Raw genomic sequence first — 14140 nt, 5'->3', positions numbered from 1 at the left:
GTTCATTTTTAGTTTTTTTATGCTTCAAAATGCTCTAATACGTTCTTAAATAACCTTTAGTAATATTTCTTCTTTAGCCATAAACTTGCTTTTACCAACAGTATCAGTACAGGTACTTCTACCAACGGTCCTATAACGCCCACAAATGCCTGTGGAGAATGAATACCGAAAACCGCTATTGCTACGGCTATTGCCAATTCAAAATTGTTTCCTGTGGCTGTAAATGCGATGGATGCGTTTTTGTCGTAAGGAACGTTTAAAGATTTATTGATAAAGAAGCTGACAAAAAACATTAGTACAAAATAGATGATTAACGGTATGGCTACTTTTACTACATCCATTGGCAGTTCTAATATTTTATCGCCTTTCAGACTGAACATTAATACGATTGTAAACAGTAAAGCATATAATGTAATGGGCGATATTCGAGGTACAAATTTCCTGTTATACCATTCTATTCCTTTTGACTTTACCAATGCGTAACGGCTTATAAAACCTGCTAAGAAAGGAATGCCTAAGTATATTAATACGCTTTCGGTTACGTCTTTCATTGATACGCTTACATTGAAATTGGCTACTCCTAATTTGCTTGGTAATACATTAATGAATAACCAAACTAAGAAGCTATAAGAAATTATCTGAAAGATGCTGTTTAATGCAACTAACATAGCTGTGTATTCTCTGTTTGCTTTAGCTAAATCGCTCCATACGATTACCATTGCGATACATCTTGCCAAACCTATCAGTATTAAGCCTGTCATATAATCGGGTTCGTTCCGTAAAAACAAAACTGCCAATCCAAACATCAATACTGTACCGATTACCCAATTGAGCAATAAGGATATGCCGATAACTTTTTTATCCTTAAAGGCTTTAGGTAATAATGTATAATCAACTTTTGCCAATGGCGGGTACATCATTAATATCAATCCTATTGCCAATGGAATGTTGGTAGTGCCTACTGATAAGGCATTGGTAACATTTGAAATATTCGGGAAGAAATATCCCAATGCTATACCTGCTGTCATTGCAAGGAATATCCATAAGGTTAGGTAACGGTCAAGGAATTTTAATTTTGGTTGCATCGGTTATCCGTTAATCATTGAAAAAACATAGAACATTTCTGTTGCTATCTGCAAACTTCTTTCTGCATATACCTGTGTTTGTTTAGGCGTACCGTCCGAAATCTTCGGGTCTTCAAATGTGATAGCTATTCGTTTTTCCGCACCTGCGATAAAAGGACAGCCACCGTCTGCCTGTGAACAAGTCATAATCGCTGCAAATGCTGATACAGGATTAAATGGACTATCGTACTTTTTTGAAAAACCGATTATCGGCAGGGCATTTTCACTGTGTTTAACAGCATAAACAGGGTTGTCCGTTTCCGCAATTTTGAAGATAATAAGACCCTGATTAGTCAATGTTTCTTCTATTTTCGGGAACAGTGCTGTTTCTTCCGTACCGCCAGAATAACAATATACATTTGGAACATTGAAATGTGCTGCGGCTACCTGCGCCCAAACCTGTGATAAATGGCTTCTACGTGAATTGTGGGTACAAATGAAGTTGATATTTATTTCCTGCTTATTGTCTGTTTTTTGCTGTACAAAATCTATCAACGGTTGTAATGTTGATTTACGTTCTTCACTGATGTTTTGAGCAGAAATAATTGTACTAATGGTATCGGCTAATTTTTTATACATAATGATTTATTTTTGATTTTAACAACATCCCGAATTGGGTGTGCAACAAGCATTATTCAATTCTGCTAATTGTACTTTTTGTTTTTCCGCAGGTATGCCGCAGACATCACTTGCCAAACAAGCTGTCTGTTTGTTCTTCAGTACAAAGTGTTTTCCGTTAAAATCTAAATCGTATTTACCAATAGTGTCGCTTTGGTATTCTACTTCTATTTCAGCATCTTCAATACCCAATTTTTCTTCAGATAGTTTGATGATGTTTAATAGTTTTGCTGGCTTTAGGCGGTTTTCAAAGTCGTTGGCATTCCATAATTGGAAGTTTACTACTTTTTCATTTCTGATTGTTCCACCACAATCAATGAAGTGTTTTGTAATAACACCTATCTCGGTAACGTGAAAGTGTTCGGGTACAAATGTTCCGTTCTCTAATTGAAATTCAACATTATCCAATGCTGGTAAGATTTCTTTGATGTTTGATAGTTTCATTATTTTTTTATTTAATTGTTATATTGCTTTATTGCGATTAATGTGCTTAAAAAAAATGCTTAACAGCATTTATCAACCTCTACATTATCTATAAAGAAAGCATTGAGTTCCTTTTTAATCTGCTGCCAAACATTTTCATCAATACAGTAGCACACACTTGTCCCTTCTATATTGCCTTTGATGATACCAATGTTTTTAAGCTCTTTTAAATGTTGTGAAATCGTAGCCTGCGCCAATCCTAATTCTTCCACTAAGTCATTACAAATGCAAGCATTCTGCTTGATGATGTATTGCAGGATAGCTATACGGGCAGGATGAGCCAGTGCCTTTAAAGTGGTTGCCAAGCTGTTTTGCTGTTCTGTAAATATTTCTGTTTTTGTTACGCCCATCTTATTTGTAATAATATATCGCAATATTACGATAAATATTTAAACCACAAAAGTAGTTTGTGAAAAAACATATAGCCAAGCACCAATTCTGTATAAATAATCAGTTCAATTTTCTATTGTAAATCGCCAAATCCTGCCTTTCAAAGCCAAACGCTGCAACATTATCAAAGGCATTTGCTCCTGCTTATAATTTTAGGATTTAAGTAAAATTCTAATCAAAATAAGTATGGATGTACAGCAAAAAGACCTGTCGTATTTCAGATTACGACTGCAAGAATTATTAAACAGCAGCTTTCCCGAAAAGGCACACGACCAAAAATTTATTGACCAACGGTCTTCGTGGGCTGCCAATGCTTATGAGGGTGCTTTCCGTTCGGGAAACGCCGTTGAGCAATGCGACGAAATAGCCAACTACATACTTTTTGAGGGCTTGCACTTCTCCAAGTTCAACACGGTTTTCAAAGTGGTATGCAATGAGTTTGATGCCATAATGGCAGACGAGGAGCTGCGACCGTTCGCCCTTAAAATGTTCCCCGTTTGTGAGCCTGTTTTCGCAGGATATGAATTAACCGATGATTTCGCCAACGGAAATGAGTTTGATGTACTCTATACCGAACTGACCGGAACCATCTCAATATGGATTGAGGAAAATGGGCTTCAGTAAAAAGCAACATCTCCAACAGAATATTGATGCCCTGCGAATTGTTTTTAAACTGGAAAAGGAGAAACGGCAAGCCACCGTAGGCGAAAGACTGCTAATGATGCGATACAGCGGATTTGGCGGTCTTAAATTCGTTCTGAACCCCGTAGAAAACGAAATAGACATCAATCATTGGAGAAAAACAGAACACGACCTTTTTCCACTCACGCAGGAACTCCACCAACTACTCAAAGAAAATTCCGAAGACGATAAGCAGTACCGCAGGTATGTGGATAGTATGAAAAGTTCTGTTTTAACGGCTTTTTATACCCCGCCAAAGGTCATAGATGCCATTTCATCAGCCTTGCGTGATAGCGGACTGCATATTGATAAATTCCTCGAACCCTCCGCAGGTATCGGCTCATTCGTACAATCCTTTTCGGAAAGTCAGAACTCCAATGTTACCGCCTATGAAAAAGATTTGCTGACAGGTAAGATTTTAAAGCAACTCTATCCCGAAAGCAATGTACGTGTAAATGGTTTTGAGGAAATTCCCGAAAGGGAGCAAAACAGTTATGATGTAGTAGCCAGTAACATTCCTTTTGGCGATACTTCCGTATTCGACCTTTCTTATTCCCGAAGCAAGGACAATGCAAAAATACAGGCTGCCCGAAGCATACACAATTACTTCTTTCTGAAAGGTGCTGATATGCTCCGTGAGGGCGGTTTGTTAGTTTATATAACTTCGCAAGGCATATTGAACAGTCCTAAAAATGAACCCATACGCAGGGCGTTAATGCAGGATAATAATTTGATTTCGGTTGTAAGATTACCTAACAACCTGTTTACAGAATATGCAGGTACGGAAGTCGGAAGCGACCTGATTATCCTGCAAAAAAATACGGCGAAAGAAAATCTGACCGACAGGGAAGATCTGTTTTGCCGAAGCAATCCAACCGAATACAATACTCCGGGCAATGCGCTTTTTCAAGATGCCACAAGAATTATCCATACCGACCAAAAATTAGATACTGACCCATACGGACAACCTGCCCTAATCTATACGCACAAAGGCGGTGTTGATGGGATTGCCAAAGATTTGAAACAAATGCTTTCCGAAGATTTTGGTAAGCATCTGAATTTGAGTTTATATAAAGGCGAACGGAACGATGAGCCTATTATACAAATTCCGATTGAACCAAAGGTTACACCTCCGGTAATAGAGCCTATAAACATTCGGCAAAAACTACAATCCGAACCAACTCCGGTAGTCCGTCAGGAAAACCCGCAGGAATTAAAGCAACTAAGCATTTTTGACTTGTTTGAAAGTGCGGGAGAACCTGTAATGGTTCTTGCTCCACCTAAAAGAACTACCCAAGCCAAAAGGCAAAGCACTAAAAAAAGAAGAGGTACAATAGGTCGTCAGCCCGACCTGTTCAGCAGTGCAAGGCAGCAGCCCTATACACCGCTAAAATCCAATGGTGATATTAACGGAACCGACCAGGTTAACGGCAAAAAACAGGAAGCTATCAGCGACCTGTTTTCACAAATAAACGGAAATGGCCAGTCTGATAAGACAGCCATTACCGCTATCAATATTAATGCTATTCCTGAACCTGCCCCGTATAGTGGCGAACTGCAATCATTCCATCGGAATGATTGCCTTGTGGTGGATAACGGTTGGGTCGGCTATTTGCAAGAGGTGGATAAGGAAGACAAAAAAGCTATCTTTCATCCATTGCAATTGCCGTCGGCACAGAAAGCAAGAGCCGAAGCCTACATAGCTGTAAGGGACAGTTATATCAACCTGTACCAAAAAGAAGCTGAAAAGCAGACCGAACACAAGGCAGAACGGGAAACCCTGAACCTCCTGTACGATGGCTTTGTCAAAAAATACGGTAATCTCAATGCTGCCGACAATGCCAAGCTGATAAAGACAGACAGCGCAGGTAAAGAAATTCCTTATCTGGAGCGTATCATTGGCGGCATAATCCATAAAGCGGATATATTCAGCCGTCCTGTTAGTTTCTCTACGACCACGTTAGCAACCGATAATCCCGAAGAGGCATTAGCCGCCTCGCTGAATAAATACGGCAACGTGGATTTGGACTTTATGTCCGAAATCAGCAGCCTGCCTGCCGATACGCTGAAAGAAGCCTTGCACGGGCGATTGTTCTACAATCCGCTACAACAGGAATATGAAATTGCTGAACGGTGGATTGCAGGCAACGTTGTTGAGAAAGGCAACGAAGTACGAACCTATCTCGAAAACAATCCTGATGATAAGGAAGCCAAAGAAAGCCTTACCGCTTTAGAAGAAGCCCGACCAAGACGGATTGAATTTGAGGAACTGGATTTTAACCTCGGCGAACGGTGGATACCTACGGGGATTTATGCCCGGTTTGCTTCGCATTTGTTTGATGCCGATGTACTGGTTCATTATTCCGAAAGCTCCGACGACTTTTCCGTAAAGTGTCATCAGGGCAATATGCACATTTGGGAAAAATATGCAGTAAAGGCAGAAAGCCGAACTTTTGACGGTATTGCCCTGCTCAAACACGCCCTTGTAAATACCACGCCGGATATTACCAAGAAAATAAAGGTAGATGACCAAGAGGTCAAAGTACGGGATATGGAAGCCATACAAATGGCAAATACCAAAATTGATGAAATCCGTACCGCCTTTACCGACTGGCTTCACGCACAGAACGATGAATTTAAAAACAGGCTGACCGACCAGTACAACGATACGTTTAACTGTTTCGTTCGCCCGAACTATGACGGAAGTCATCAGGACTTTCCGGGATTAGACCGCAAGGCAGCAGGTATTGAAGACCTGTATTCAAGCCAAAAGGACACCGTTTGGATGATAAAGCTGAACAACGGTGCTATCTGCGACCACGAAGTAGGTGCAGGAAAAACGCTGATAATGTGTACAGCAGCGCAGGAAATGAAGCGTTTGGGATTAGCCCATAAACCAATGATTATCGGGCTGAAAGCGAATATACCTGCCATTGCTGAAGACTACCGCAAAGCCTATCCACACGCCAAAATCCTTTATCCAGGTATTGATGATTTTACACCTCAAAAACGCCTGCGGATTTTCGGGGATATTAAAAACAACGATTGGGATTGCGTGATACTCACGCACGACCAGTTCGGGATGATACCGCAATCGCCCGAAATACAAAAGGAAATCCTCGAAATAGAATTAGACAGCGTAGAGCGTAACCTCGATGCCCTGCAATCGCAAGGCAAGGAAGTAACAAGGGGGATGCTTGCGGGTGTTATCAAAAGGAAAGAAAATCTTGAAGTAAAACTGAAAACACTCCAACACGATATTGAAAACCGCAAAGATGATATTGTGGACTTTAAAATGATGGGTATAGACCATTTGTTTGTGGACGAAAGCCACCAGTTCAAAAACCTGATGTTCAACACCCGTCACACACGGGTAGCCGGACTGGGTAACGTGGACGGGAGCCAAAAGGCACTGAACCTGCTTTTTGCTATCCGCACTATTCAGGAGCGAACCAATGCGGATATGGGTGCAACTTTTCTTTCGGGTACAACTATCAGCAATTCGTTAACGGAATTGTACCTCCTATTCAAGTACCTGCGCCCTCGTGCTTTGGAAAAACAGGGCATTCATTCTTTTGATGCGTGGGCAGCCATCTATGCAAGGAAAACCACCGATTATGAGTTTTCGGTAGCCAACAATATAGTTGCTAAAGAGCGTTTTCGCTACTTCATCAAAGTACCGGAACTGGCGCAGTTCTACTCTGAAATAACAGATTACAGGACGGCAAAGGATATTGGTATTGACCGTCCCGAAAAGAACGAGGTATTGTATAACATACCGCCAACGCCCGACCAAGAAGATTTTATCCAAAGCCTGATGCAGTTTGCCAAAACGGGCGATGCTACTTTGCTCGGAAGATTGCCATTATCGCAAAGGGAAGAAAAAGCAAAGATGCTTATTGCCACGGATTATGCCCGCAAAATGTCCCTTGATATGCGAATGGTAAGCGGAATATATGATGACCATCCCGACAACAAGGCTTCGCATTGTGCGGCAAATATTGCTAAGTATTACAACCAGTTTAATGCACAAAAAGGAACACAGTTCGTTTTCTCTGATTTGGGAACCTACAAGCCAGGCGAATGGAATGTGTACTCCGAAATAAAACGCAAGCTCGTGGAAGACCACGGCATACCTGCAAACGAAGTAAGGTTTATTCAGGAAGCCAAAAATGATAAGCAGCGTAAAGACCTCATCAACGGAATGAACGAGGGTAAAATCCGTGTGCTGTTCGGCTCTACCAGTATGTTGGGAACGGGTGTTAATGCACAGAAAAGAGCCGTTGCCGTACATCATTTAGATACCCCGTGGCGACCGTCAGACCTTGCGCAAAGGGATGGGCGGGCTATCAGAAAAGGGAACGAAATTGCCAAATTCTTTGCAGACAATAAAGTAGCTGTGATTATCTATGCCGTTGAAAAATCTTTGGATAGTTACAAGTTCAATCTACTTTATAACAAACAGCTTTTTATCGACCAGTTAAAGACCAACAACCTAAGCAAAAGAACGATTGATGAGGGAAGTATGGACGAAAAGTCGGGAATGAACTTTTCGGAATACGTGGCAATCCTGTCAGGAAATACAGACCTGTTAGATAAAGCCAAACTGGAAAAACAGATTGCCGGACTGGAAAGCGAAAAGCAGGCGTTCAACCGTTCTAAATTCAGTGCCAAATCTAAGGTGGAGAATTATACGGAAATGTTGCAAAGCACTCAATCCCTTTTGAAACGGATGAGTACAGACTGGGAAAACTTACAGCAACGCATACAAAAGCGTTCGGACGGTACAATCGAAAATCCTGTGTGGTTGGAGGGCTTGCCGCAGAATGCCAACCCGAAACAAATCGGTGCAAAGCTCAATCAGATTGCAGACAAAGCCCACACCGGGGGGCAGTATGATGAAATTGGCACGCTGTATGGTTTTACGCTGTTGGTAAAAACAGAATTGACACAGAAAAACAGTGCAAGCCTTGTCGAAAAGACCAACCGTTTCTTTATTCAGGGCGAGGGCAACATCAAATACACGTACAACAATGGTGTAATGGCGAAAGACCCCGAAACCGCCGCTATGAATTTTATACGGGCTTTGGATAAGCTGCCGGGCTTTATCAAGCAGGAAGAGGATAAGGTTGAGGAAATCCAAAAAGACCTGCCTGTGCTTCAGGAGGTGCTTAACGGTACGTGGGCTAAGGAAAGACGATTGAGCGAACTGAAAACGGAACTAGCTGCCGTTGAAAGAAAAATACAGCTATCTATAACACCGGAAACTAAATCAGATGTCCCGGAGCAGGCAGAAAAGCAGAAAGAAGTACCGCAGGTTCAGGAAAGTATTGTAAGGATAAAAGGCGTTCATATGCCCCGTGGTGTATTGTAATGATGCTGTTTACTTTTCGTCCCGCTCGTCCATTTTCTTAATCAGGGCTTCACACAGGCTGTCAAGGAATTTTGTCCGGTTCATTTTACGGGCTTTCAATTCCATAAAGGTGTGATAAAAATCGCCTAAATCAATATTAAAAGCATCTTCAAACGCTTTAGCTATCAATTTTATGTCTGTATTCCCATCGTTAAATACACGGTGGGAATACAGTGCATATATCATTTCGGTAAGGGCTGTTTTGCTTGCCGTCCAGTTCAGCGAAATGGCAGAGACCTTTTTGTCATTAATACTATTTAGTTTATTCTCCAAATAAACGTGTATCAGGTCATTAGCAATTATCTTGGCAACTTTGTAATCGTGCGAAGTAGAAAATCGATGGTCTGCTTCAAAATAAAATGTATCTAACCATAACCTTATATCGTGGTTTTCCCGCACAAAAAATGTGCTGTCAATGAAAGAATTATTGCTGCGGTAATACTTGTAAAAATCCAGGTTGTTATCAAAGAATTTTTTTAGCTTTTTCAGTTCTTTTTTGAGATATTTCTTTATGGATTTTGCGCCGTAAGGTTTCTTTGTCTCAATTTTATAAATCGCATTATAATAGATGAGCTTTGAAACAATGACAGGTTTCCGATACTTGAAAAAGTGGATTTCTTCCTCTATATTCCTAAAATCGTTTTTCAGCACATACTCTTTTAAGTCGGCAAGGTTCTGAATGATAAGCTGTATAATAGCTTCAATTCTTTTTATGGGGCAGTCAATTTCAATCTCCAGCTCCTTGATTGCAGTTTCTAATTTAAGATATGTTACATTGTAAAATTCTTCCACTATTAAAGTATTTTTTTAGCTTTCTGTTTGTGAATTGAAAATACCAGAAGCTTATCTATTACTTCATTATCGCAATCGACAAAAGCTAAAGACAATCTGAAATCTTATGAAATAAACTTTTTGGATTAGCGTTATCAAAAGAGTTATAAATCCCTTATTTTGTCATAGTCTAATCAAGTGTAAATCGATAAGTTTTACGTTTTTCTGTTTAGTTTTTACAAGCTATAGATTTTAAACACATAACAGTCCGCTTATAAAGAAATACAAAAAACTTTGGGTAATTAATAATTTACGCTCCTTAATATGTTTCTGCTTTGTGCTATGCACAAAAAAGCATACTATATAAGTTAAATTATAAATTGACCAATATTGTAGATACATTCCCTTGTTTTCAAAATTGCCAAAATAAATCATTGCCAAAAGTCCAATGATATTGAGTATAAGGTCAACTGAAAGGCATTTCCAAGTACATCTTCCCCAAAAAGTTATTTTATTGTTTCCTGAATAGATATGAATAATAAACGAAATTAGAACAAGAATACTTGCTATTAGAATACGTATGTCCATAGAATTTAATGTGCAGTTTTTGAGAAAAAATTCATAATTACAACACCTGCTACAATAAACAAAATGCCTATAATTGCGGGTAAATCTAATTTTTGTTTGAACATTAGAACAGAAACTGCTGCTGTAAGTACAATTCCCAATCCCGCCCAAATGGCATACGCGGTGCCTAATGGAATTGTTTTGAGTGCCAGTGAAAGGAAATAAAAACAGATAAGATATGCTATGATAAAAATACTTGTTGGCAACCATTTAGAAAAACCATCTGATGCTTTCATAAAGCCTGAACCAATTACTTCAAATATTATTGCCAGTGTAAGAAATAGGTATTTCATAATGTACTAATTTATAAAAGTCTCTTTTAAATAAGTTTTTAAATCGGTCGGTTTACGACCTAATAATTGCTCAAGGTCTGATGCTGTAATATCGTACTCATTGTTTTTGATAATCGCTGCAAAAAGAGATGAAAACCAGATATCGCCTTCGGCAACGCCATATTCTCTAAGTTGTGCTTCGAACTCTTTCGGTCCTGGACTATAATAAGAAACGGTTTTATTGGACAATTCTGAAAGCATTTGAGCAATATCCGCAAATGAATATGTTGGAAGTCCTGTTGTTAAATAAATTTTGTTGTTGTGTCCTTCGCTTAAAATGGAACGGGCAATGGCTTCTGCCATTTCGGTTCTTTTTGCAAACGTTGCTTTACCTTCGCCGGCTGGAAAGTTGATACCTGTATTAATTGCATCATATCCAATAAAAAAGGGGATGATTTCGCTATATAATCCGTTCTGAAAAATTGTGTAGGTAAGACCGCTATCAATGATGTAATTTTCCGTAGTAATGTAAGCGTCCGTCAATAATCCTAACTTCGATTGTTTTACGTTTTTGTTCAACGCTCCTCCTGTATAGTAAATATGTTTTACTCCGGCAGCTTTTGCAGCGTCTATTACATTTTTATGACCTGTCAATGCATTTTCATCATTACTGGTAATCAGTAATAACTTATCTACATTAACCATCGCTTTTTCTATTGAAGATTTATCTGAATAGTCTCCAACACGAACATTTATTCCTTCTTTGGTAAAAGCTCTCGCCTTATTTGCATCTCTGTATAATCCTGCAATTTTCTGTGGTGAAATCTGCTTTAATAAATTTTCGATTACAGCATTTCCTAAATTTCCTGCTGCTCCTGTAATTAATATCATAAAATTTTATTTATTTATGATGCAAAGGAAGTATAAATTAGGACTGATAATTTTGACAAAAGTCAAAATCGACTTAATCGATTAATAAATTTCTGAACATTCATACCCATTTTCTTTAAGAATATTAACTACACTGTCGCTCCTAAAGTAATTGCCTTCTATTCTTAAAATGTTATCGCAATCCTCTAAATCAAAATTAACTCTGTATTGTGGATATGCTATCAAGATTTCCTTTACAATTAAATCAGCTTTTGTTGGATTTTTAACATTTGTTGCAAAAACTCTTATCATATTATACTAAAAAGATTACTTTTAATTTTAGAATGCGAAATAACCAAATAAATTAGCTGACTTTTTTGACAAAAGTCAAAAACACTACTTTCTTCGTATACGGCTTAATGTTTCTTGTGAAATACCTAAATAAGATGCAATGTGCCCCAATGAAATTCTCTGTATTGCGCCTGGTTGAAATGTTAGTAAGGAATTATATCGTTGTTCTGCACTTTCTGTTTGCAAAGAGCTTATCCTTTGTTCTAAAATAACACAATATTCCTCTGCCATTTTTCTGCCTATGGTATTCATTTCTTGATACTTATTGTAAAGATTATTAAGGTCTTCACTTGAAATATAGTGGTAAGTCGATGTTTCTAAAAATTGGATGTTTTCTGTAGCAGGTTGGCTATAAAATAATGGATAAACTGCACCCAAAATAACGTTTTCAAATCCGAACCAAGAATTTATTTCACGGTCGTCTTTGATGTAATAGGAACGTACAAGTCCCGTTTCTATAAGAAATAAACTAGATACAATTTGCCCTGACTTTAGAAAGAATTCGCCTTTTTGTTTTGTCTTGCTCCTAATAGATTTAATAAGTTCTTCCTCTATTTTTTTTGGTATGGTTCCGTATTCTTTGAACTTTTTTATTAATGGGTTCATTGTTTAAATATTGTTTATTAATGCTCGCCGCTAACGTTTCACTTTTTATTTTTCTGCCGGGATTTTTTTTTGCGTAAGCCTGATACCAAATTTAATAAAAACTTTAATGTGAAGAACCAAACCAATTATGGCGTGTGACATTTACGGTATTGTCTTCTGCCGTTTGTGTTATTTTGTTATAATCCCTTTTTTCCCTCCAGCCAAAACCCCTGGGAATATATCTTTCCCTGTGTTTTATCTTTAAGAACTTTTCTAAATGTCTGAACTGACTTTACATTTCCGGTTAGTATATAATTTGCAAAGTTCCATTCGTTGGTTTTGAAAATAGGCAGACTATTTATCCATAATTCGTTTCTAAAAGTGTCCTTTTTAGAAAAAATTGTATAATTTTCCAAACCTAATAATTCAGGTACATTGCGGTTCTCATCATCCAGCTCAAAGTAAAACTGATATTCATTTTTATTCTGTTTTAAAAGAGGTAATACGGAACAGGCTATTCCCAAAGAAGTTTCATCACCAAAAATAAGGTGATGTTTTACGTTTTGTTCATACATTTTTTTACCTCTCGGAATGCCAACCTTCAATTCATTTCCTGATTTTAATGTGTCAATGTAATTGCTTCCTACGCCATTTCGGTGAATATGGAAGATAATGTCAAAATATCCCTCCTCAATATTGTGATATGATGTGGTATAGTTTCTAAATTCTGTGTCACTTACACGAATAATATTAGCGTAACCAATTTGGAAGTTCATTCGTGATAAATCGCCTTGAAAACGTATTTTTTTTAAATTCTGGTTGATATGAACAACTTCTGATATTTTCATATCGGGCATTATAAAGCTTGCTTTTTCCGTTAAATCAGCTGCCCACTTAGGTAGTTTTGACATCGTTGTTTAATGCATTAAAATTTAATACAAAGGAACAATAAGCGACAGTGTAAAACAATGGAATAAAAGATGTAAGTATTGGACTAATCGTGGTTTTTGTTACGAAAAGCTAAAGCAGTCATTCCTGTTACTTTTGTAAATAAGCGTGAAAAGTATGCATAATCTTCGTAGCCTAACTCCGCAGATATTTCCTTAACCGATTTGCTTGAATGATAAAGCAAGCGTTTAGCTTCCAAAATTATACGCTGTTGAACGTGAAATGTAACAGATAGTCCTGTTGCTTTTTTTACACATTCATTTAGATAAGGAACAGAAATGTTTAGTTGTTGAGCGTATTGCGAAGGTCGCTTGTTTTTTACAAAATCTTTTTCCAATGCTAACGTGAATGCTTTCGTTGTAATTTCAAATCGTGAAAGTGTGTCGGTCTGTTTCGTATTTTCCAAATATTGAGATATGATTAAACCAACCAAAGTGTTGCAACTGTCTTTTAATAAGGGTAAATACAATATGTTGTTTTTTTTTTCAAACAGTTCGTTGCATAACAAAACGGCTTTGCTAAGAAGGGAAAAATCTTTTGTATTTAAGGTCAAGGGTTTTGCAGGTGAAATTTCCTGCAACAATTTCATATATTCAGTATTGAGGTTTTCATTGCTTATTGCCAACACATAATAGTTAATTTTTTCAGCACGTAAAACTCGATGTACTTGGTTAGGTGCAACGTAAAAGACAGATGGCTTTTTTATATTATACTTTTCAAAATCAATTTCAAAATCTAACGTCCCGTTTTTTTGCAAAATGAAAAAATGAAAATCATGTCGGTGTGAATGTTCAGCTTCTTCTGACAATTGCAAGTCGTCAAATGGTAATTTCCCAACAGCAATCCCTTTGTCAAATTTTTTTGCCAAATATTTTAAAGGAATGGATTTCGATTTGTCAGACATTATTTTTCAATTATATTACAATGTCAAAGGTAATTATTTTGAATTGTGTAGTTGGTCTTGCCTTTACATTATTAAACATTTATAAATATTTCTATTGGTGCTA

12 protein-coding genes are annotated in these 14140 nt (G+C 37.9%); 2 read left to right on the top strand and 10 right to left on the bottom strand.

Going from position 1 to position 14140, the window contains the following annotated elements:
* Window positions 1-56 precede the first annotated feature (56 nt).
* From arsB to C0V77_RS12485, 4 genes are read right to left on the bottom strand one after another with little or no spacing between them, the layout of a single operon-like run.
* Window positions 57-1085: an ACR3 family arsenite efflux transporter gene (gene arsB / locus C0V77_RS12500; protein WP_101726701.1), complete on the bottom strand. Its 1029-nt coding sequence runs from the start codon at window positions 1083-1085 to the stop codon at window positions 57-59.
* A 3-nt stretch (window positions 1086-1088) separates the two neighbouring features.
* Window positions 1089-1703, bottom strand: a complete 615-nt coding sequence (locus C0V77_RS12495; protein WP_101726700.1) for a protein-tyrosine-phosphatase — start codon at window positions 1701-1703, stop codon at window positions 1089-1091.
* Between the two features lie 18 nt (window positions 1704-1721).
* A complete protein-coding gene (locus tag C0V77_RS12490) occupies window positions 1722-2186 on the bottom strand; it encodes a DUF6428 family protein (protein WP_101726699.1) in 465 nt (154 codons plus the stop codon).
* Window positions 2187-2245: 59 nt separating this feature from the next.
* Window positions 2246-2575 (bottom strand): helix-turn-helix transcriptional regulator, encoded by a 330-nt coding sequence (locus C0V77_RS12485; RefSeq protein ID WP_047094742.1) that lies wholly within the window; start codon window positions 2573-2575, stop codon window positions 2246-2248.
* Between the two features lie 226 nt (window positions 2576-2801).
* On the opposite strand from C0V77_RS12485, the gene C0V77_RS12480 reads away from it, so the two are divergent.
* A complete protein-coding gene (locus tag C0V77_RS12480; RefSeq protein ID WP_091098871.1) occupies window positions 2802-3239 on the top strand; it encodes a DUF1896 domain-containing protein in 438 nt (145 codons plus the stop codon).
* Window positions 3226-8670, top strand: a complete 5445-nt coding sequence (locus C0V77_RS12475; RefSeq protein ID WP_101726698.1) for an N-6 DNA methylase — start codon at window positions 3226-3228, stop codon at window positions 8668-8670. Before C0V77_RS12480 ends, C0V77_RS12475 begins: the two co-directional genes overlap by 14 nt.
* A 9-nt stretch (window positions 8671-8679) precedes the next feature.
* On the opposite strand, the gene C0V77_RS12470 is transcribed toward C0V77_RS12475, so the two are convergent.
* From C0V77_RS12470 to C0V77_RS12435, 6 genes are all read right to left on the bottom strand, one after another.
* Complete coding sequence (locus C0V77_RS12470) at window positions 8680-9501, bottom strand: RteC domain-containing protein (RefSeq protein WP_101726697.1); 822 nt, start codon at window positions 9499-9501, stop codon at window positions 8680-8682.
* Window positions 9502-10073: 572 nt separating this feature from the next.
* Window positions 10074-10400: a multidrug efflux SMR transporter gene (locus tag C0V77_RS12460; RefSeq protein WP_101726695.1), complete on the bottom strand. Its 327-nt coding sequence runs from the start codon at window positions 10398-10400 to the stop codon at window positions 10074-10076.
* A 6-nt stretch (window positions 10401-10406) separates the two neighbouring features.
* On the bottom strand, window positions 10407-11270 hold the full coding sequence (locus C0V77_RS12455; protein ID WP_101726694.1) for an SDR family oxidoreductase: 864 nt from the start codon (window positions 11268-11270) through the stop codon (window positions 10407-10409).
* A 375-nt stretch (window positions 11271-11645) separates the two neighbouring features.
* Window positions 11646-12206: a Crp/Fnr family transcriptional regulator gene (locus tag C0V77_RS12445; protein ID WP_101726692.1), complete on the bottom strand. Its 561-nt coding sequence runs from the start codon at window positions 12204-12206 to the stop codon at window positions 11646-11648.
* A gap of 176 nt (window positions 12207-12382) precedes the next feature.
* The gene (locus C0V77_RS12440) at window positions 12383-13096 is read right to left on the bottom strand and encodes an FAD-binding oxidoreductase (protein ID WP_101726691.1); all 714 of its coding nucleotides are present in this window, start codon (window positions 13094-13096) and stop codon (window positions 12383-12385) included.
* Window positions 13097-13179: 83 nt separating this feature from the next.
* Window positions 13180-14037, bottom strand: coding sequence for a helix-turn-helix domain-containing protein (locus C0V77_RS12435; protein WP_101726690.1), 858 nt, complete (start codon window positions 14035-14037; stop codon window positions 13180-13182).
* Window positions 14038-14140 lie beyond the last annotated feature (103 nt).

Origin of the sequence: Emticicia sp. TH156 (assembly GCF_002855535.1) — a bacterium.
GTDB classification, from domain to species: Bacteria; Bacteroidota; Bacteroidia; order Cytophagales; family Spirosomataceae; genus Emticicia; species Emticicia fluvialis.
This window is presented reverse-complemented; position numbering and strand designations above follow the sequence as displayed.